At 58.6% G+C, this 21045-nt stretch carries 13 protein-coding genes; 7 read left to right on the forward strand and 6 right to left on the reverse strand.

Annotated features, from left to right (window positions below; translation table 11 throughout):
* Positions 1-47 precede the first annotated feature (47 nt).
* Positions 48-536: a hypothetical protein gene (locus EKD05_RS06620; protein WP_129671652.1), complete on the reverse strand. Its 489-nt coding sequence runs from the start codon at positions 534-536 to the stop codon at positions 48-50.
* Between the two features lie 147 nt (positions 537-683).
* Positions 684-2099, reverse strand: a complete 1416-nt coding sequence (locus EKD05_RS06625) for a glycosyltransferase family 4 protein (protein ID WP_165360619.1) — start codon at positions 2097-2099, stop codon at positions 684-686.
* Positions 2100-2459: 360 nt separating this feature from the next.
* Between EKD05_RS06625 and gltB the strand changes: the two genes are divergently transcribed.
* From gltB to EKD05_RS06650, 5 genes are all read left to right on the forward strand, one after another.
* Positions 2460-7109, forward strand: coding sequence for a glutamate synthase large subunit (gene gltB, locus EKD05_RS06630; protein WP_129671653.1), 4650 nt, complete (start codon positions 2460-2462; stop codon positions 7107-7109).
* Positions 7110-7470: 361 nt separating this feature from the next.
* Positions 7471-8982 (forward strand): sugar transferase, encoded by a 1512-nt coding sequence (locus EKD05_RS06635; protein ID WP_129671654.1) that lies wholly within the window; start codon positions 7471-7473, stop codon positions 8980-8982.
* Positions 8983-8998: 16 nt separating this feature from the next.
* Positions 8999-9949 (forward strand): UDP-glucuronic acid decarboxylase family protein, encoded by a 951-nt coding sequence (locus tag EKD05_RS06640; protein ID WP_129671655.1) that lies wholly within the window; start codon positions 8999-9001, stop codon positions 9947-9949.
* 27 nt (positions 9950-9976) lie between these two features.
* Positions 9977-11527, forward strand: a complete 1551-nt coding sequence (locus tag EKD05_RS06645; protein WP_129671656.1) for an O-antigen ligase — start codon at positions 9977-9979, stop codon at positions 11525-11527.
* A 65-nt stretch (positions 11528-11592) separates the two neighbouring features.
* Positions 11593-12663, forward strand: a complete 1071-nt coding sequence (locus EKD05_RS06650) for a lysylphosphatidylglycerol synthase transmembrane domain-containing protein (RefSeq protein ID WP_129671657.1) — start codon at positions 11593-11595, stop codon at positions 12661-12663.
* 20 nt (positions 12664-12683) lie between these two features.
* Here the strand turns inward: EKD05_RS06650 and EKD05_RS06655 are convergent, their stop codons facing one another.
* From EKD05_RS06655 to EKD05_RS06665, 3 genes are all read right to left on the reverse strand, one after another.
* Positions 12684-14099 (reverse strand): aspartate ammonia-lyase, encoded by a 1416-nt coding sequence (locus EKD05_RS06655; protein ID WP_165360620.1) that lies wholly within the window; start codon positions 14097-14099, stop codon positions 12684-12686.
* Between the two features lie 175 nt (positions 14100-14274).
* Positions 14275-15915: a S1C family serine protease gene (locus tag EKD05_RS06660; RefSeq protein ID WP_129671659.1), complete on the reverse strand. Its 1641-nt coding sequence runs from the start codon at positions 15913-15915 to the stop codon at positions 14275-14277.
* 505 nt (positions 15916-16420) lie between these two features.
* On the reverse strand, positions 16421-17059 hold the full coding sequence (locus EKD05_RS06665) for a thiamine diphosphokinase (protein WP_129671660.1): 639 nt from the start codon (positions 17057-17059) through the stop codon (positions 16421-16423).
* Between the two features lie 102 nt (positions 17060-17161).
* Between EKD05_RS06665 and EKD05_RS06670 the strand changes: the two genes are divergently transcribed.
* The gene (locus EKD05_RS06670) at positions 17162-17881 is read left to right on the forward strand and encodes an NUDIX domain-containing protein (RefSeq protein WP_129671661.1); all 720 of its coding nucleotides are present in this window, start codon (positions 17162-17164) and stop codon (positions 17879-17881) included.
* A gap of 19 nt (positions 17882-17900) precedes the next feature.
* Complete coding sequence (locus tag EKD05_RS06675) at positions 17901-19298, forward strand: MATE family efflux transporter (RefSeq protein ID WP_129671662.1); 1398 nt, start codon at positions 17901-17903, stop codon at positions 19296-19298.
* Positions 19299-19364: 66 nt separating this feature from the next.
* On the opposite strand, the gene EKD05_RS06680 is transcribed toward EKD05_RS06675, so the two are convergent.
* Complete coding sequence (locus EKD05_RS06680; protein ID WP_129671663.1) at positions 19365-21041, reverse strand: AarF/ABC1/UbiB kinase family protein; 1677 nt, start codon at positions 21039-21041, stop codon at positions 19365-19367.
* Between the last annotated feature and the right edge of the window lie 4 nt (positions 21042-21045).

Genomic DNA, 21045 nt, shown 5'->3' on the forward strand with positions numbered 1-21045 from the left:
AACGGCCAGCTTCGCTGGCCGTTTTCGCGAGCACAAGCGACAGCATCTCAACGTCTGAGCTTGAGCAGGTTGGCATAGATCACGCCACCATCAACGAGTTGCACCGGCAGCATGCTCAGGACAAACAGCAAACCGTGCTGAGTAGCAGCAATGGCAAGCAACTGCCTCGCCAGGGAATTGGTGACACGGCTGCGTAGCAGCATCAACACCAACGTGGCAAGCAGAGAGGCCGCAACACCACCACCAGCACGACCAATATGCTGCTGCGGCGAAACATCATGGTTGACATACACACTCATTGGATACAAGCCAAAATCGACCGCATCCATCGGTGCGCCCACCGCCTTGGACGAGACGATATGCCCGACGACGTGGGCAAAATCGGCAGTATACCAGAGTCCACCGGCGGCAATGCCCAGCACAGCGCGGCGTTCGCGGGCCACAAGGGCAACGACAAGTGCGGACAAGAGACCGGCCCCGAGAGACGTGGGCCGCATCGTGACAGGGACACCAAGCAACGAAAGGTTTATGTGCATCACGTTTTCCTGTAGGGGCACGGCAGCGCCGTGCCCTCCCACCAGGCACGGCACTGCCGTGCCCCCACCGCCGTGCCCACCCACCGGCCACGGCAGCGCCGTGCCCCCACCGCCGTACCCTCCCACCAGGCACGGCGCTGCCGTGCCCTACCCGATCCGTTGGGCGATACTTGCCAGTACCACCTGATCATCTTCGGTCAAACCAAGCTCGGCCATGGCCGTGGCAACCCGTTTGATCAACGGATTAACGTCGTCCTCGGCAGGAGGGTGAGGGTGGCGCGGGACGGCAGGGGCGAGGTGGACAGAAAGATCAAGCGACGCTGGGGTCACATCCCAGAGCGGGGCGTTGCGATAGCGTTGCACAACGGGCCAGCCATACCAATAGGCCAGTGTGCGCATATAGGCGAGCGCCGCCCCTGCTAACGTATGTTCAGTCGCAACATACGCACGGGCCCGGGCACCAAGCGCCTGCGCCAGATCTGCCTGGCCCAACAAGAGTTGGCAATAGGCGAGGATCTGGTCGCGCTCGGCAGGCCCCGGGTCGACTTGCGCAGCCACACCCGCCGGTAGTTCAGCAAACGAACCCACGGCACTCACGAGGGTAGGACGACCTGCACCAAGCAGGCGCAAGAGGCTTGCACTCGTCTCACCGCCAGTTGGGTAGCGCAGATTCACACAGAGATCAGCCGCAGCCACATAGGCCTCAAACTCTTCACGTGGCACATGGCCGGTCACAATGACCGCATCGCCAAGGCGCAAACGCTCGATCAGGCTCATCAGATCGTAGTTTGGCGACACACTGCCCACCAGAAGATAGCGCACATCAAGCCCCTGGGCACGCAGATCACCGAGCACGCGCAACGTCGGCTCGACCCGCTTCCAGGCATTGATATGCCCAAAACTCGCCAGCAAGAGCGCATCCGGTGGCAAGCCAAGGAAGGCACGGGCCGCAGCACGCTCTACCGGTGGCGGCAACGGCACCCCCATTGGCACAATCGCCACCGGAAGATCGGGGCGCAACGCGACAACATGCTGCTGGACATAGCGACTATGCACAAGCAAGCCTCGGGCCGCAGCGAGGACAGGCTCACACAAAGGAAAGTCAAAAGCCGCATCGGTAAAACGCGAGCGAATCATCAGTTGCGCCATGTGTGCGCCCGCATCGCCATAGCGTGCCTCCATCGCCCGCACATACTGCTGAATATCACGGCCCACATTCGCCGCGTACCAGAGCATAAAATGGTGCAACACGAGATCATGGAGCACAATCACCCCCGGCAAGCGGCGCGCCTGGCGCCAGATCGCGGCGTGAGCCGGACTGTTGCCCATATGATAGACCAGCGCATCAAACGGGCGGCGGCGCGCCTCACGTTCAAGCCGGCGGATCGGGAGAACGTCGAGATGGCTGTGCAAGGCTGGATTAGTTGGCTTGAGACCATCTTCCACAAAAAGGGTGACATCAGCATACTGCCCAAGATAGGGCAGCAACTCTTCACTATAATCAGAAATCCCCGAAGGAGCGGGGTTGACTGGTGAGCAATAGGCAATTCGTGGGATATTCATGGCATTGCTATTGTACCATACGGTTTTTAAGGGCGGTCGCCCTCAAAACCCAGGCTTGTGCTGGCGAAAACGGCCAGCTTCGCTGGCCGTTTTCGCCAGCACAAGCAAGATTTTTGGAGCCATCCCCCTTTTGCACAACCCCTGTACGCGGGTTGTGCAAAAGGTACAAAACGACTTGACAACTTTTGGCATGCATTGTATAGTAGCCAACAATACTATCCGGCAAAACTACCACATCCTAGTGCGACAATGGCGCTCGTCAATTGCTCAGTGATCTGAGTTTGGCGAGCGCCTGTTTGTAGGTTTTTCCTCGGTCCAACGTTTCAACGGTTCGACACTCTACTAGTAAGGTGAATAAGCGTGAACAATCTCCCTGCGCGAGTGACTGAGAGTCTGTATGACCCACGCTTTGAGCGTGATGCCTGTGGGATCGGCTTTGTTGCCCAAATTAATGGGCATCCTGGTCACGAGATTCTAGCGATGGCTCTTGAGGCGTTGGGTAATCTTGAGCATCGCGGGGCAGTCGCCGATGATGCCAAGACAGGTGATGGTGCAGGGGTATTGATTCAGATTCCACGGGAATTTGTGCAACGTGAGTTGCGACGCCTGAATATCGGGGCTGATCCATCCACAGTTGCCCTGGGGATGTTTTTTTTCCCGGCTGAAGCTGAGGCCCACGCAGCAGCACGAGCGGTGGTTGCCCGCGAGCTCGAGGCCCATAGCCTCCGTTTGCTTGGGTGGCGAGAGGTACCCGTTGACCCCGAGGCACTTGGTGAACGCGCCCGCGAGGCGATGCCTGCCATTGATCAGGCGTTGATCGCCCCGACCAATGGGCTCGATGAACTGGCTTTTGAGCGGACACTCTTTATTGCCCGCAAGGCGATGGAGCAGGATTTTGCCCGCGAGGGGCTCGCAGCCTATGTCCCTTCCCTCTCGTGTCGTACGGTGGTCTATAAGGGTCTGCTACTGGGAACGACGCTAAAGCAGTTTTATCCCGATCTGAGCGACCCAAGCGTGAAGACGGCCCTGGCCGTCTATCATCAACGCTATTCGACCAATACCTTCCCGACCTGGGAACGCGCTCAGCCCTTCCGCATGCTTTCGCACAACGGCGAGATCAATACGGTGCAGGGCAATGCCAATTGGATGCACGCCCGCCAGGCGGTGCTGCACCTGCCGGCCGATTTTCTTGAAGTAGCCGTCGATGGGCCGTCTGCCCTCAATCCCGTGCTTGATGATACTGGCTCAGACTCGGGGATGCTCGATAATACGCTCGAGTTGCTGGTGCTCGCCGGACGCGATGTTCGCCACGCGCTGGCAATGCTTGTGCCCGAGGCATGGGAGAAGATTCCTGATATGAGCCCGGCCCTCCGTGCGTTTTATCAGTACCACGCCTGTCTTGTTGAACCGTGGGACGGTCCGGCGGCGCTGACTTTCTCAGATGGGCGCATTGTGGGAACCTCCCTCGACCGCAATGGTCTGCGCCCGGCCCGCTATATCATCACCGATGATGGCCTGGTGATCTCGGGGTCTGAGGTAGGTGCGGTTGCCATTGATGGGGCGCGCGTTGTCCATAAGGGCAAGCTTGGCCCTGGGCAGATGATTGCCGTCGATACAGCCACCGGGCGCTTCTTTACCGATGAGGAGGTAAAAGACTATCTGGCCCAGCAGCAACCGTATGAGGCCTGGGTCGGGCAACATTTGCGCCGGATGGCCCAGGTGGCCGAAGAGGTCCGCAATGCCGGAGGCGATACGCCTGCCCTGCCCTACCCCTCGGCGGCAATCCTTCAGCCATTGCAACAGGCCTTTGGCTATACGAGCGAAGAATTGAATGTAGTGCTGAAGCCGATGGGCATCACCGGGCAAGAGCCGGTTGGTTCGATGGGTGATGACACCCCTGCGGCGGTGCTATCAGCGTTTGAACTGGGCCGCCCGCTCTTCCAGTATTTCAAGCAGCGTTTTGCGGAAGTGACCAACCCACCGATCGACTCGCTCCGCGAAGAACTCGTGATGTCGCTGAGTGTCGCGGTTGGTCGTCGGCGCAATCTGCTCAAAGCCACTCCTGAACACGCTCATCTGCTCGAACTCAATTCGCCGATCTTGACCGATCGCGAGCTCGCCGCGCTGCGGGCAAATGGCGATCCGCTGCTGCCCGTGGCTACCGTGTCTGCCTTGATGCCCCTTGGGGCATCGTTGCAACAGGCCGTCGAGCACCTCTGTGCCAGCGCCGAGCAAGCGGTGCGCAACGGGGCCGCCGTCGTGATTGTTAGCGATCAGGGCGTCGATGCCGCGCATGCGCCGATTCCGGCCCTGCTCGCCGTGAGTGCCGTTCATCATCACCTGATCCGGACGGGGCTGCGTACGCTCTGTAGTTTGCTGGCGGAGACCGGTGAGATGCGCGAGGTGCATCATCTGGCTTGTCTCGTTGGGTATGGGGCCGAGGCGGTCAATCCGTATCTCGCCCTGGCGAGTGTGCGCCAACTCGCCCTCGAGCGCGATGCGGTCAAGCAGCGCGCCAGTGCCCCCATCGGGGCCGATGATCCGCTGATTGCCGCGCCGCGAGCCCATTCGCTGAGCCTCGAAGCCGAACGCAATGTGATCAAGGCCCTCGAAAAAGGCCTGCTCAAAATTATGTCCAAGATGGGCATTTCAACCCTCGATAGCTACTGCGGTGCCCAGATCTTCGAGGCGCTCGGCATTGAACAAGCCCTGGTTGATCGCTGTTTTACCGGGACACCAACGCGCATCGGGGGCATTGGCTTCGCCCGCCTTGAGCAAGATGTACGTGCCCGTCATCGCAAGGCCTTTGCGTCTGAAGAGCGTGACGGCGTGGCGATCTTGCCCCATCCGGGCTTTTACAAGTACAAGAAGGATGGCGAGTACCACGCCTTTAGCCCGCCCGTGGTACACGCGCTGCAGAAGGCCGCCAAGAACCCCTATGCCCTGAACGGCGATAGCCACGGGCCGGGGGTGAGCGCCGAAGGCTATGCAATCTATCGTACCTATGCCGATCTGGTCAATGGCCGCCCGGCCACCGATCCGCGCGATCTGCTCGAGTTTGTGCCCGCTGGTGCGCCGGTGCCACTTGATGAGGTCGAGTCAATCGAGGCGATTGTGCAACGCTTCAGTACGGCGGCGATGAGTCACGGGTCAACTAGCAGCGAGGCCCACGAAACACTGGCGATTGCAATGAATCGCCTCGGTGGGGCAAGCAATTCTGGTGAAGGTGGCGAGGATGCCGAACGCCTCAAGGACGAACGCAATTCCAAGATCAAGCAGGTTGCCTCGGGACGTTTCGGCGTCACCCCTGGCTACCTCGCAAGTGCCAGTGAGCTGCAGATCAAGATGGCGCAGGGTTCAAAACCCGGTGAGGGTGGTCAACTCCCCGGCCATAAGGTCAATGAGGAGATCGCCCGGATTCGCCATACGGTGCCCGGCGTGGCCTTGATTTCGCCCCCACCCCACCACGACATCTACAGCATCGAAGACCTGGCCCAGTTGATCTATGATCTCAAGCAAGTGAATCCGGACGCGCGCGTCTCGGTCAAGTTGGTGGCAACGTCGGGCGTGGGCACCATTGCCGCCGGTGTCGCCAAAGGCTATGCCGATACGATCCTGATTAGTGGTCACTCGGGTGGTACCGGTGCTTCGCCACTCAGCAGCATCAAAAATGCCGGGTTGCCCTGGGAACTGGGCCTCGCCGAAACCCAGCAGACCCTGGTGCTCAACGGGTTGCGTGGCCGCGTGCGCCTCCGGGCAGATGGGGGCCTCAAGACCGGGCGCGATGTGGTGATCGCCGCGATGCTCGGGGCCGACGAATATTCGTTTGGGACAGCCGCCCTGGTCGCCGAGGGCTGCATTATGGCCCGCGCCTGCCACAATAATACGTGTCCCGTGGGCATTGCAACCCAGCGCGCTGAACTGCGCTCCAAGTTCCCAGGCAAACCCGAGATGGTCATGGCCTTCTTCCGCTATCTCGCCCAGGAAGTGCGTGAGTGGCTCGCAAGCCTGGGGTTGCGCTCGCTTGATGAGGCCATCGGGCGCAGCAACCTGCTCCGCCAGCGCCAGGTCGGGTACGCTGGCCCTGACTCGCTTGATCTGACGCCGGTGATTGGCGCAGCCCACATTGTCCCTGGGGCCGAGCTCAAGCATGCAGGCGGGCGCAACCCCCTGCCAGCGATGGAGAGCCTCAATGATCGCATTATGCACGATACCCGTGCGGCCCTCGCTGCACGTGGGCCAGTGACACTCACCTACGAGGTTCATAGCCGCGACCGCTCGGTGGGCACGCGCTTGGCCGGGGCGATTGGGCAGATCTACGGCGACAAGGGGCTGCCTCCCTCCACCATCAGGATCAACCTCCGTGGGAGTGCCGGGCAGAGTTTTGGGGCTTTCAATGCCCCCGGGGTTGACCTGCTCTTGACTGGCGATGCCAACGATTATGTTGGCAAAGGCATGGCGGGAGGAAGCATCGTCATTGCCCCTGACCCCAAAGCTCGCTTTGCATCACACGAAAATGTGATTGCAGGCAATACGCTGCTCTATGGCGCGACCGGGGGCGAACTCTACGCTGCTGGTCAGGTGGGCGAACGGTTTGCTGTACGCAATTCAGGGGCGGTTGCGGTTGTCGAAGGTGTTGGCGATCACGGGTGTGAGTATATGACGGGTGGCCTTGTGGTCATCCTCGGTGGTACCGGACGCAACTTCGGGGCCGGTATGACCGGTGGCCTTGCGTATGTGCTCGATGAAGCCGGCCATTTTGCCCAGCGCTATAATCCCCAGTTGATCGAGTTGCGCTCGATGAGCACCCGTGACGAAGCCCAGGTGCAGACCTTGATCCGCCGCCACGTCGAGTTGACCGGAAGCTCGCGGGGCGCGGAAGTCCTCGCCCGCTGGGAGGTCTATCGTAGCCTCTTCCGCGTTGCCGTGCCACGCGACGCGGTGGCAAAGATCGAGAATGCGAGCGAAGGCACCGAAGAGATCAAATCAGCTTCGGCCCGCGCAGCCTGATCACGCTCGACTGATTGTGTGGTATAAAAGGTATTGCTGCTAGGCCTGTGAGGTCTGATGCAGATAACAGCGTGACTTTTGCGCTAGGGCGAAACAGCGTAAGGAGACCTATGGCCTGGCTTGGTTTGCTTGTTTTGATGGTGTGCATTGCTGCACTCCCTGGGATTTCCGTTTACCTCGAGTCAATCCGTTCCAATCAAGCATCTGATCTACCCGAAGGCGACGCTTCATAGCTTCTCTGGTGCGCCAGAGAAGCTATGGTACAATAATCTTGCCTTCGCTGGAAAAAACCAGCTATGCTGGCTTTTTTCCAGCGAAGATGTTGCGTGAGCGGGTCTAAACCCGAAGACAGGAGGCCTGGATGGATCAAAGCATCCGTCACCCTACCGGGCCGACACTGGTTGTGGAGACTGAACAAAAGAGTATCCGTCGCAGCCGACATTTCACTGCACTCGGGATGTTGCTCTGGGATCTGGCCCTCATTCTCGCGAGTGTGGTTTTTGCCTACTGGTTACGTTATACGGCGAGCTGGCCTGAACCTTTTGACCGCATTGTTTCGGAAGTAGCAACCCAGAATCAGGTCGAATTTGAGGCTTTTTTGCCGATTTTTTTGCCCATGATGGTATTGCTTGCCTTCCAGTTTGGTCGGCGTGGGCTCTATCAGTTATCTCCTCGCCTCAGTTTGCTCGATCAAATAGGCATTATTGTGAGCAGTACCCTCACGGTGATCGCCTTCCTGATTGTGGTCGTCTTTCTCTACAAGCCTTTTTACTATTCACGGCTGATCTTTGCCTTTACCGGGGCAACGATCATCCTGCTGCTCTCGGTGTGGCGGGTCATCCGTACCGGCGTGCAGCACTGGCAATGGTCACGCGGGATTGGGCAGGAACGGGTGCTTGTGGTCGGCGGAAGCGGGCTCGGCCAGGATGTGATGAATGGGATTGTGAGTTCGCCGGGCCTTGGCTATGCGCTCGCTGGCTATCTCAATGATCGTCCGGTCGTGGAAAATGGACGGGCGACCCGCGTCTATCGGCACCTGGGTGATTTTAATGACCTCGAGCAAGCGATCCGCGCAAGCAACTCGCAACAGGTCATTCTTGCGCTGCCCTTCTGGGAACAGGGGCGACTGCCCGAGTTCGTCATGATCTGTGAGCGCCTCGGGGTCGAGTATCTGCTTGCGCCCGATTTTTATCAACTCAGTTTTGATCGGGTTGATCTGCATCAACTCAGTGGCGTGCCGCTCTTGCGGCCCAAAGAGATCCGGTTGCAGGGGATTAATCTGACGATTAAACGGGTGATGGATGTCGCCCTTGTGCTTGCCCTTGCCCCTGTGATCCTGCTGATTGGGGCGCTTGTGGCCCTGCTCGTGCGGCTTGACTCGCACGGGCCAGTGATCTTTCGCCAGCAACGCGTCGGACGAGGGGGCGCGATCTTCAATTGCTATAAGTTTCGTACGATGGTGCCTGATGCCGAGGCGCGCAAAGCTGAACTGGCCCACCACAATGATGCCGATGGTCCGCTCTTCAAAATGCGCGACGATCCCCGCATTACCCGGATCGGACACATCTTGCGCCGTAGCAGCCTCGATGAACTGCCCCAGCTCTGGAATGTGCTCCGTGGCGAGATGAGCCTGATCGGGCCTCGCCCGGCCCTGCCAGACGAGGTCGCACGCTATGAGCCGTGGCATCGCCGCCGCCTAGAGGTGATGCCTGGCTGCGCTGGCATTGTGCAGGCCCTCGGGCGCAGCGATATGTCGTTTGATGAACAGGTGCGGCTCGATATCTATTACGCCGAAAACTGGTCGGTCAGTATGGATATCCGCATTCTGTTGATGGTCATCCCGGCCGTGATCGGGGGGCGTGGTGCCTACTAAGAGAGGAGCGGGTCTGATGCGTGTGTTAATTACCGGTGCGGCAGGCTTTCTCGGTTCCCATCTATGCGACCGGTTTTTGGGCGAGGGCCATGAGGTGATCGGGATGGATAATCTGATCACCGGAACAACGGATAATATTGCCCATCTCGCCAATCATGCTCGTTTCAGCTTTATTAAACACGACGTTACCAACTATATCTATGTCGCCGGCCCGCTTGATGCGATTCTGCACTTTGCCTCGCCTGCGTCACCGATTGATTATCTGGAATTGCCGATCCAGACGCTGAAGGTCGGCGCCCTCGGCACCCATAAAGCCCTCGGCCTCGCCCGCGATAAGGGGGCCCGTTTCCTGCTCGCGTCAACCTCTGAGGTCTATGGCGATCCACAGGTGCATCCGCAACCCGAAACCTATTACGGTCATGTGAATCCGGTCGGGCCTCGTGGGGTCTATGATGAGGCCAAACGCTTCGCCGAGGCGATCACGATGGCCTATCATACCTACCACGGCCTCGAGACGCGCATTGTGCGCATCTTTAATACCTATGGCCCCCGGATGCGTCTGCGTGATGGACGAGTCGTGCCCAATTTCATTGCCCAGGCCCTCAAACGCCAACCCCTGACCCTCTATGGTGATGGGATGCAGACCCGGTCGTTTCAATATGTGAGCGATCTGGTCGAGGGCATCTATCGGTTGCTTCTTTCTGATGAGGCCGAACCCGTCAATATTGGCAATCCGGGCGAATTTACCATCAAGGAGTTTGCTGGGATTGTCAATGAACTGACCGGCAATGAGGCAGGAACCGTGACAAAAGATCTGCGCACACTGGATGATCCCCAGGTGCGCCAGCCCGATATTAGCAAGGCGCGACGGATTCTCGGGTGGGAACCGCAGGTAACGTTGAGCGAGGGCCTGACTTTGACCATCCCCTGGTTTCGGGAGGAACTGCACCGCCGCAATGAGATCTAGCGCACGCGGGACAATGGCTTTGATGGTATGACGCATCCGTGGTTCAAGGTTGTAGTCTGGTTGTTGGTCGGCAGCAGTGCGCTCGCGCTTGCCCTGCTGCCTTTGACGACCGCAGCATTGTTGCTCTTTGCTCTGGTTGCCGTCGCCCTGGCGGTGGTCAATCCGGTCTGGATCATCTACCTGGCGATCCTCTCGGTACCCGTGCAAGAATTACTGGTGTTGCCAGGCGGGCTTTCGTTGACCCAGACAGCCCTCGTGCTGATGATCGGGTCGTTTGCCCTACATACGCTGATCCGGCCTGATGATCCTCAGCGCTTCGGGCGGCTCTTGCCCCCGCTGGCGCTTTTTGTCTGGACACTCGCGCTATCGGCGGTCGGAACACCCTACAACCGTAGCGAGGCGGTGCGTGAGGTCGTGCGCTGGGCCACGGTACCCTTGATCTATCTTTTTGCCCTGCGAATCCTCGATCCGGTGCTGCTGCGCGAAGACCGGGGCTGGGCCGGCGTGAACTGGCGCATCTGGGGCCTGGTGGCCGCCCTCTTGATCGCCCCTGCAGTCACTGCCCTCGTGGGCCTCGTTCAATACTGGTATGGCCTCGGGCCACCAAGTTTTGCGATTGGTGGCGGAAGAGTGCGTGCGTATGGTACGATAGGTCAACCCAATTCATTTGCGGGCTATCTGAACCAGGCCTGGCCGCTGGCCGTAGGCATCGCCCTCTTTGCCATGGTCGGGTTGATCCGTGGGGCAAGGCGTCTGCCAGCCGTGGTGGCCCTGGCAGGATCTGGGCTTGCCGGTGGTTTGCTGCTAGCTGGATTGGTGGCAAGCTTCTCGCGGGGGGGCTGGATCGGGGCCGTCGGGGGTACGCTGGCCCTGGGGGTTGCGACCGTGATCATGCTGCCTGCCCAACTCCGGCGCCTGGTGCGACGACTTGCCCTGGTTGCGGCCGCTGGGCTGATCGGGTTGGCCCTCCTCGGCGGGGGAGGCTTGCTGCCTGCGACCTTCACCCAGCGGATTGCGAGTCTGACCAATAACCTGCGCCTCTTTGATGCCCGCGGGGTGGCCATTACTCCGGCAAATTTTGCGGTGGTCGAACGCATGGCGCATCTTCAAGCAGCATGGCATATGCTCGAACGCTACCCACTGACCGGGGTTGGGCCAGGTAACTATAGCATTGCCTATGAAGAGCCGCCGCGTCTGGGGGAACGTCCGATCAGTATTCGGCCCTGGTATCAGTCACGAGGTCATGCCCATAATTACTATTTACATATTGCCGCCGAGGCGGGTATTATTGGTCTGACAGCCTACTTGATTCTTATTGGGACGGTCATCGTCCAGGCGGTGCGTGCCGTGCAAGCGGCCGAGGGCTGGTTTTGGCAGGGGATTGCAGCGGGAAGCGTCGGGGTCGTGGGGGCCGTGGCGGCCCATAATCTGTTTGAACATCTGCATGTCCTGAATATGGGCCTGCAGCTCGGCACCATCTGGGCGTTGCTTGTCCTGGTAGAATGGCATGGCCTCGGCACATCACAACCAGCGCCAGATCGCGTACCAGCGGGCGGAAACTGGTTGTATGAGCGTTGAGATGCGCAAGATGAAGGTGGCGAAGTGGCAGCGAAGCGCGACAGCAAAAGGGGTAGATTGAGTTGATGATTGATAAGAGCAACACCAATGAGGAAGAGTCTGATTTTACATCAGATGCGCTGCCCGACGAAGCAGAAGTCGAGCAGAAGGGCTTTGTCCTCTGGGATCGGCTGCGCAGTCCCCGCACCCTGATTTCATTTGGTCTCGCGATTGCTATCGTGGTCTTTGTCTTTTCGGGGCTCAATATTGATGTTCGCCAGACCTGGCAATACATCCAGCAAGTCAATCCATGGATGCTCGTGCTCGGCTTTCTGATCTTCTATCTGACCTTCCCTATGCGTGCCTTGCGCTGGCGACTCTTGCTGGGCAATGCGGGGGTTCCTGTCCACGAAGGACGGCATGACTGGGCCTCACTTCCTGCGTTGATGGAATATATCTATCTCTCGTGGTTTGCCAACTGCATCGTGCCGGCCAAGCTCGGCGATGCGTATCGAGGGTATCTCCTCAAGCATAACGGGCGCGTCTCGTTCTCGTCGGCCTTTGGCACCATCTTTGCCGAGCGGTTGCTCGATATGCTGGGCCTGTTCTTGCTCCTCCTTATTTCGGCCTGGTTTACCTTTGGCGTCCACATGCCCGAAGGAACGCAACTCATCTTTGGCTTCGGGGCGATCCTGGTGGTCGCAATTCTGGCTGGGCTAGCCGGGATGCGCTGGCTCGGGCCAGTGGTGCGCAAGATCATCCCGCAGCGCATGCACCAGTTTTATGACCGTTTCGAGCACGCAGCGCTCAGTTCATTCAAGCCAACCGTCCTGCCGCGCCTGATCCTCTTTACTGGGATGATCTGGATGCTCGAAGGTTTTCGGCTCTTTTTTGTGATCGAAGCCTTTGGCCCAGCCGTCTCGGGGCTCTCGCTCTCGGCGATCATCTTTGTGGCGCTCGCTTCATCGCTGCTGACGGCCCTGCCGATTACACCTGCCGGGCTCGGGGTTGTAGAGGGGGCGATCACGGTCGTGTTGCTCTTCTTTGGCATTGAACAGAGCCTGGGGATCGCGATTACGCTGCTTGACCGCCTGATCAACTTCTGGAGCATTGTCGTCGGGGGGTTTTTCGTCTATCTGTTTAGCAAGCGACGCTAGTAGAGCCGAAGCACCCGCCGTTACCCAGCGGCAGCAATGCCCTGGATGCCACCTTCGGTCAGTTTACGCGCATCGATCAGCTTGTCAACCTCTTCGCCCGAAAGCAAGCCCTTCTCGACGACAACTTCTTTGATCGTCTTGCCCGAGGCCATCGCCTCCTTGGCGACCGCTGCACCGTTGTTGTAGCCAATCACCGGATTCAGCGCCGTCACCAGGATGGCATTCTTGGCCAGCCAACCTTCGGCCTTTTCGCGGTTGGCGGTGATGCCGACCACGCACTTGGTCGTAAAGGCATTGATCGCACCAATCAAGACGTGCATCATCTCAAAGAGGTTGTGGGCAATAATCGGCATCATCACGTTGAGTTCGAGTTGCCCGGCCTGCGCAGCAAGATTGACCGTCAGGTCACAGCCCTGCACGTGGAAACAGGCCATATTGAGCATCTCGGCCAGCACAGGATTGACCTTGCCAGGCATGATGCTTGAGCCAGGCTGCACCGCAGGCAGGCGGATCTCGTCAAAGCCCGTCGCCGGACCCGAGCTAAGCATCCGGAAATCGTTGGCGATCCGCACGAGCGTCCCGCAGAGCGTACGCATACTGGCCGAGAAATCGGCCGGATCAGCCATGCTCTGCATCGACTCAAAGAGGTTGCCCGAAGAACGCAGGCCATGGCCGGTCAGCTCGGTCAACTTGTCAACCATGCGCTGATGGTACTCGTCATGGGCATTCAGCCCGGTACCGGTTGCGGTACCGCCAATGCCCAGACGGCGCATCCGCTCAGCCGCAGTCACAATCCGCTCCATATCATTGCGCACCGCCAGTGCATAGGCACCAAACTCTTGCCCAAGGCGCACCGGCACGGCATCCTGCAGGTGGGTACGGCCCGACTTGACCACATCGTCAAACTCGACGGCCTTGGCTTCGAGTGCATCGGCCAGATCATCAATGGCGGCGAGCAACTCGGGCAAGCGCCAGAGGCATCCGAGGCGGATCGCGCTCGGGATCGTATCGTTGGTTGACTGCGCCATATTGACATGGTCATTCGGATTGACCGGCTTCTTGGGGTCATCGAGCGCAAACCCGAGGATCTGATTGGCCCGATTGGCAATCACCTCGTTCACATTCATATTGTGGGACGTACCGGCCCCAGCCTGGAAAGGATCAACGACAAACTGATTCTGCCATGTACCGGCAAGCACCTCATCGGCAGCCTGGATAATCGCCTCGGCCAATTCCGGCTCGAGCAAGCCGAGATCACGGTTGACTTCAGCCGCCGCCCGCTTGAGCATGGCCTGCGACCAGACAAACGCTGGATAGGGGCGCTGCCCACTTACCGGAAAATTGAGCACAGCGCGTTGCGTCTGCGCCCCATAGAGCGCATCAGCCGGAACTTGCATCTCACCGAGCGAATCCTTCTCAATGCGGAAACCATTCATACTGTCGGGCTCCTTTGTCCATTTCATTACGCCACAGAGCGCATCGCCACGGCTAGATTGTAGCACACGTCCAGGCAACTGTGGTAAGGCGCTGAAAGTCTCATGCAAAAGCGGGAACCAACGGTCAGCTGATGCTGGCCGTTGGTTCCCGCTTTTGTGAAATAAGCAGTAAAATTTACAGTTCACCAACCACGATGAACGTATCAAGAATGCGATCAAGTGCCTCAAGATCCGCTTCCGTCACTACCTGTACCTGCACCAGACCGAGGAACGAGCCATCTTCTGGTTCAAAGGCGACGACGATCAAGACGGTATCGGTGCCACCACAGTTTGTCCAGGTATCGAAGAACCCGGTGTAGAGGCCATCGCTATAGTCTTCACGCCCTTCATAGGCACAACTCTGACTGAAGGAGTTCTGATCAAGCAGATCGGTGACACTCATCTCTTGCGCGAGTTGCTGCGAGGCCCCAATAAAGACACCAGGGCTATCCCAGGTATTGATGAAGGCATCAATATCAGGAGCAGCCGTCATACCAACACTGCGCTCCAATTCACGGCCAGCAAAGTTCCAGGTGCCCGACGAAACATCGCTCCACGAGGTAGGCACTTCAACGATCAAAAGCTCGTTGGCATCGGTGATCTGCTCGTAGCCATCATAAGTGGCCGAGCCACCATCCTGAATATCAGGAATATTCTCATCACGCGCAAACGAGAAGGTCTCTTCGAGTTCGCGCCCATTGATCTGACCCTCAAGCACCTGCTGGGTATCACTGCGAAGAATTTCGATCGCCAGGGTATCGCTCGGGTTACGGCTGCGCAGAATATCGCAGTAGTCGGTCATCGTGCCATCGGTCGCCAACAAGAGACGTTCGAGCTTGGTAATGATATCACCTGGTTTGACCCCGGCATTATCGGCCGGTGAACCCGACTTGACCGACCAGACCCAGATACCCGAGTCTACGCCATTGCTAAAGGCTTCACCGTTAATCCCGATCGAGGTGACATCCTCACCCTCGCGCAGCTTCTCGATCAGCGGCAGCGCCTCATCACGCGAAACCGCATAGTACTGGTTCGTATCCGAGCGACCGGCATAGTTGACGCCAACGACCGCCCCCTCATTGCTCAACAAGGGTCCACCAGAATTACCGGGGTTGATCGTCGCATCGTGTTCGAGCACATTATCAACCGAGGCCCAGCTTGTTTCGCCATCGGTACGGGCCTTCGAGATAATGCCACGGGTCAAGGTGAACTCGGGATCGCCGAGCGGATAACCAGCGGCAAAGACATCGAGGCCGACCTGCAAATCGTTATCATACCAATCGAGATAGGCGAATCCATCGCCTTCAATATCGATCACGGCCAGATCAGAGCATTCCGAAACGCCAAGGACACGGGCATTGCGCGGACGACTCTCACCATTGACAAAGATCTTGAGCAACGCCGCACCCGTGACCACGTGGTTATTCGTGACCGCAATGCCACTCTCATCAATAATGAAGCCCGAACCGCGTCCGGCAACATTGAAGAGCATCCCTTCATCGGGTGAGACAAACGTTCCCTGGGCTTCAATCTGAATGACTGCTTGCTGTGCATCGGACAGCGAACCAAGACCACGGGCAGGCTCGGGGGTCGGCTCAGCTATTGGGGGTTCGCTTGTTGGGGGTTCGCTTGTTGCAGCCTCGGTGGGCACAGCGGTTGCCCCGGTAGCACCAGGGATAGCAGCCCCACACCCACTCAGCGCCACCATTGCGATCACAAGCATCAGCCAGCCGAATGTCCCTGCCTTTCGCCCAACATACCATCTGTTCGACTTCATCACAACCTCCTATCAGGGCCTTGTAGAAATGAAAAGCGGCCTACAACATCTCTAACTCTGGCTGTCTTCTGGTCGACCAAGTAACATGTGAGCGGTTGAGGAGAGGGTGAGGGGAGCACCGGGGAGATCCCATCAACGCCAGACCTTTGTGCCTACAGGAAGCAGGACGACCTGGACATCTTCAGCCTAAGTATACAACGCTTTTGGCGACTTGTATTGCATACAACGGGGCTTGCGTAGGGCGATGGCATCTTCCGTTGGTGCGTATCGCCCTACGCGCGGATCGCCTCTATCCGCCCCCACCGTTGGCGTCAACGCCTCAGCTACGCTGGGCAAAGCCGGCCTGTCGGCTGGATGAGGCCACGCAGGTGGCCTTCGCTGTCGAGGAGCCGCGCCGTTGACGGCCACGGCAAGTAGATACAATCGCCCTAGGGTCCTGCGGCTCCAAGAATCGTCAGACCACACAGAGCGTGAAGACCGATGAGGTCTCAGGCGAGTTTTGTTTCTAACGGGTAAAACGATGCACAACCACCAACAAACCCTCGCGCACACTAACGTGCGCAGGCGTTGTGATGATGGTATTGCTGATGCCACGGGAGTGTTGGAAGTAGAGGTCGGCTTCATACAGGCTATACTCAAGCCCCCGGGTCGTAATGCCATGGGCAGGCCCTCCCAGCGGCAAGAGCGAAACAACATCGCCGATAGCGCCATTGATCACCACCGACCGATGCGCCAGATACACCTCTTGCTCGGCATCAAGCAGACGCACCCGACACGAGGCGAGCTCGGGCAGGGCGAGCAGCGCGACATTCGCCAGGCTCTGATCGAAACGCCCGCCGAGCGCACCCAGAATATCAATGCGAGTTGCATTAGCGTCAACGGCCTGGAGCAAGGCCAGTTCCAGATCAGTCTCGTCTTTGGCAGTTGGATATTGACGGATCACAACCCCGGCCTGGCGAAACGCATGTAACGCCTGTGGCTTAAGGGAGTCGAGGTCGCCCACCAACAGATCAGGGGTCAAACCGGCGCGATGCAAGCTATTGCCACCACCATCTGCAGCAATCAAAAGATCAGCATGACTCAACAGGCCATAAAATGGCTCTACCGTAAAAGCAGGGGCATTGGCAACAATGACAGCATACATGCGCATCATTGTAACACGCGGCACGCACTCTGTCCCGGCTTGACACTCATCGCAGAGTGCCCTATCATAGTGTAGAAGTAACACTATCATGAGGAGCACATTATGGAGGAGTCTGCTGCCACATATGACCCGACCCGCTACCAGCGCCCCTCGGTGACCGTTGATGTGGTAATCTTTACCCTGATCAACCAGGAGCTGCACGTTTTGCTTGTCCAGCGGCGCCACTGGCCTTTTGAGGGCTACTGGGCCATCCCTGGTGGCTTTATCAATATGGACGAGTCACTCGTCGAGTCAGCGCGCCGCGAGCTAGCCGAAGAGACCGGGGTACGCGATGTTTACCTCGAGCAACTCTACACTTTTGGCGAAGTAGGCCGCGATCCGCGTTCGCGGGTGATCAGTGTCGCCTATATTGCCTTGATCAGCGCCGATGCCCAGAAGATCCGTGCAAGTGACGAGAGCACCGACGTGCGCTGGTTCCCGGTCAGCGCGTTACCCGAACAGCTTGCGTTTGACCACGACCAGATCCTGGCCTATGCCATCTCACGGCTGCGCTCGAAACTTGAGTATACAACGCTCGCGTTTCAATTATTGCCCGAGCTCTTTTCCATCCTTGAATTGAAACATATCTATGAGCAGATTCTCGGGGAAGAGCTTGATAAAGGCAATTTTTACCGCAAAATCAAAGAGTCAGGCCTGCTCGAAGAGACCCAGTTGACCCGCGAAGGGCGCGGACGCCCAACGCGGCTCTGGCGCTTCCGCCGCGAGCGGGCCGGTGAAAAGCAGTTTGTCTTCCGCTGGCGCGAAGATCGCCTGAGTAGATAAGAGATGGTCAGATCGTTTTATGCATGCAACAACCACCGCTCAAAGCGAAGTTCGCATTCCTACCATCAAGATCCGCAAACGCGTCTTGCTCCTGGCCCTACCAGCCGTTGGCGAACAACTCCTCAATACGCTGGTCGGTCTGGTTGATATCTATCTTGTCGGTAACCTAAGTGCCGAAGCAACGGCCCAGCTTGGGTATGGCAGTGCGACCGCGTTGACGGCAGCCGGGCTCGGCAATCAATTCACTTGGCTGATGATGGTGCTGTTTATGGCGGTTGGCATCGGGGCAACAGCGCTGGTTTCGCGCGCCATCGGGGCCAACGACGAGGCCAGTCTGGTGCGGATCATCCGCCAGACGATCTTTCTCGCTTCACTTGTGGGACTGACAGCGACCCTGCTGGGCTTTTTCGTTGCCGAGCCTTTCCTGCGGCTGGTCGGGGCACCAGAAGAGGTACAGAGTCTCGGCGCGAGTTACATTCATATCAATGCTGCCACCTTTTTGCCAGCAACCTTGCTCCTGGTTGGCACGGCCTGTTTGCGTGGGGCGGGCGATACACGCACGCCGTTGCTCGTGATGCTCGGCGTCAATGCGTTGAACATCGGGGTCTCGTGGTTGCTGGTCAATGGACAACTCGGTGCGCCTGCCCTCGGGGTCCATGGGGCCGCCGTTGGCACCGCCCTGGCCCGCGGGCTAGGGGGTCTCGTGCTGCTGGGCCTGCTCTTCCGTGGGCATGCCGGTCTGCGCTTTGTCTTTGACCACCGGCCTGACCCTGAAACGATGCGGCGACTCGTCAACGTCGGGCTACCCACGGCGGGCGAGCAGTTTGTCTTTCAAGCCGCCCTGTTGATCTTTGTTCGTTTTGTGACGGGCCTGGGCACTGCCGCCTATGCTGCGCATACGATCTCGATCACGATCGAGTCACTCTCGTTTCTCCCCGGCATGGGCTATGCAGCCGCGACCAGTGCCCTCGTTGGGCAGGCGCTGGGCGCACGCCAGCCACAGCAAGCGCAACGTTTTGCCTACGAAGCGCTGCTCCAAGGTGGCTTGATGATGAGTACCGTCGGTGGGCTGATGATCCTCTTTCCGCAGCAACTGCTGGCCTTCTTTACCAACGATCCGAATGTGATCAAAGCAGCAATTCCTGTGCTCCGTGCCGCTGGACTGGTGCAGCCGGCGCTGGCCGTCAGCTTTATCCTGCTTGGGGCATTGCGAGGAGCCGGCGATACACGCTGGCCGCTCTACAGCCGCCTTGTGACGACCTGGCTCGTCCGCTTGCCCTTGACCTTCCTGCTGGTTGGCGGGTTAAACCTTGGGCTGGCTGGCATCTGGCTCGCGATGTGCAGTGATTTCACGTTGCAAGCCATCCTGGTGCTGTGGCGCTTCAACGCAGGCACATGGCAAAAGATTCAGGTCTAATAGCTATTTTCGCCAGCACAAGCCTTAACTTTAGGGTGCCAGCCCTAAAGTTAAGGCGAATGGATCTCACTCCCAACGGCGCAGCAGCGCAAAAACGAGCGCAACCCCGGTCAAAAGGAACGCCGCGACACTAAAGCCAAGCAACAGGTTGGGCAACACCCCCGTCCACCCACCAATGCCAATGGCGACCGCAAGCATGCCAATACCGAGGATCAGGGCCGCCAGCACCACCGCCACCGCCAGCCGATTGGCGGCCCCAACGAGCGCACTAGACACCCGGCGTAATTCGCGTTCTTCAGTCTGAATGCGCAATTCGCCGCTATTCAACCGATGCATCAGATCGCTCGCCTGGTAGGGCAATTCGACCGCCACTTGGCCCAGATCACGCACCCCGTGCAGCGCTTGATTGCCCAAATTCGCCGGGGCGAGGTCTTCCAGAATAGCCTGCTCGACATACGGTCGCGCAATGCCAAAGACATCGAGTTGCGGATCGAGCTGCAAACCGACGCCTTCCATCATCACCAGCGCCTTCATCAAGAGGGCCAGTGGCCCGGGAAGGCGGATGTGATGACGGCGCAGCAGGCTCAGCAATTCATTGATCGTCTCTTGAGCAGAAATTTCACAGAGTGGACGATCAACAAAACCCTGGGTAAAGCGTTCAAGATCACGCTGCAATTGAGGGGTAATATCACGCCGCGTAATCAGGCCCAGGCGCTCGAGTGAGCGAATCGTACCGTCGGTATCCTGGTCAACCATCGACGTCAAGAGCAAAAGGAGCGCGTGGGTCGTGTGGGCATCAAGGCTCCCCATTTGCCCATAATCAACGACGCCAAGTACTTCACCGGGCATGGCGAAAAAATTGCCAGGATGCGGATCGCTATGGAAAAAGCCAAAGGTAAAGATCTCGCGCAGAATCAAGGCAAGACAATTGCGCGCCAACTCGACCCGATCAATGCCAGCGGCTTCCAGGCCGACATGATCCGTCACCTTGACCCCATAGAGTCGCTCACTCGTCAGAACCTTGCTGCCGCTATACTCCCAATAAATCTGCGGAATATAGATCGAGTCATGCTCAGCAAAGAGGCGTCGGAAGCGATCGGCATTGCGCCCCTCACGCCGATAATCAAGTTCAGCCCGGAGTGTCGCGGTAAATTCCCAGGTCAATTCAATCAAATTATACTGTTGCCCCAGGGGCAAGCGTTCCTGCGCGAGGGCCGCAAGATCAGCGAGAATCGCGAGGTCGGTATTGATGCGCCCGGCAATATCGGGGCGCTGCACCTTGACGACGACCTTTTCGCCGCTATGCAACTGCGCGGCATGGACCTGACCAAGCGACGCGGCGGCCAGGGGAACCGGATCGAAACTGGCAAAAATCTGATCAACCGGGCGGCCAAGGCACTCTTCAATCGTCGCAATAGCTACGTCCGCCGGAAACGACGGCACGGTATCCTGCAGTTTGCCAAGCTCAGTGACAAACTCGGGGGGCAAGAGATCGGGGCGCGTACTAAAAGCCTGCCCCAACTTGACAAACGTTGGCCCCAGCGCCACCAACGCCTCACGCAGGCGGCCAGCCGTGCCAAGTGGCGGGGTCGGCGGCACGCGCAGCACCGCACGGCGGGGCAGCGACAACAACGAGATCAGACCAAGTTGCTCGACCAGCGCACCAAACCCATGCCCAACAAGGACCTGGGTAATTTCACGGTAGCGCCCAAGATAACGAGCCTGGCGAACCAGAGGCCACATGATC

Source organism: Candidatus Chloroploca sp. Khr17, from assembly GCF_004138165.1.
GTDB lineage: Bacteria > Chloroflexota > Chloroflexia > Chloroflexales > Chloroflexaceae > Chloroploca.

Bases quoted from the DNA above. Each gene is read 5' to 3' on its own strand.
- EKD05_RS06620 (WP_129671652.1), bottom strand. From the start codon at position 536: ATGCACATAAACCTTTCGTTGCTTGGTGTCCCTGTCACGATGCGGCCC.
- EKD05_RS06635 (WP_129671654.1), top strand. From the start codon at position 7,471: ATGGATCAAAGCATCCGTCACCCTACCGGGCCGACACTGGTTGTGGAG.
- EKD05_RS06640 (WP_129671655.1), top strand. From the start codon at position 8,999: ATGCGTGTGTTAATTACCGGTGCGGCAGGCTTTCTCGGTTCCCATCTA.
- EKD05_RS06670 (WP_129671661.1), top strand. From the start codon at position 17,162: ATGGAGGAGTCTGCTGCCACATATGACCCGACCCGCTACCAGCGCCCC.
- EKD05_RS06660 (WP_129671659.1), bottom strand. From the start codon at position 15,915: ATGAAGTCGAACAGATGGTATGTTGGGCGAAAGGCAGGGACATTCGGC.
- EKD05_RS06650 (WP_129671657.1), top strand. From the start codon at position 11,593: ATGATTGATAAGAGCAACACCAATGAGGAAGAGTCTGATTTTACATCA.
- EKD05_RS06645 (WP_129671656.1), top strand. From the start codon at position 9,977: ATGACGCATCCGTGGTTCAAGGTTGTAGTCTGGTTGTTGGTCGGCAGC.
- EKD05_RS06625 (WP_165360619.1), bottom strand. From the start codon at position 2,099: ATGAATATCCCACGAATTGCCTATTGCTCACCAGTCAACCCCGCTCCT.
- EKD05_RS06675 (WP_129671662.1), top strand. From the start codon at position 17,901: ATGCATGCAACAACCACCGCTCAAAGCGAAGTTCGCATTCCTACCATC.
- EKD05_RS06655 (WP_165360620.1), bottom strand. From the start codon at position 14,099: ATGAATGGTTTCCGCATTGAGAAGGATTCGCTCGGTGAGATGCAAGTT.
- EKD05_RS06680 (WP_129671663.1), bottom strand. From the start codon at position 21,041: ATGTGGCCTCTGGTTCGCCAGGCTCGTTATCTTGGGCGCTACCGTGAA.
- EKD05_RS06665 (WP_129671660.1), bottom strand. From the start codon at position 17,059: ATGTATGCTGTCATTGTTGCCAATGCCCCTGCTTTTACGGTAGAGCCA.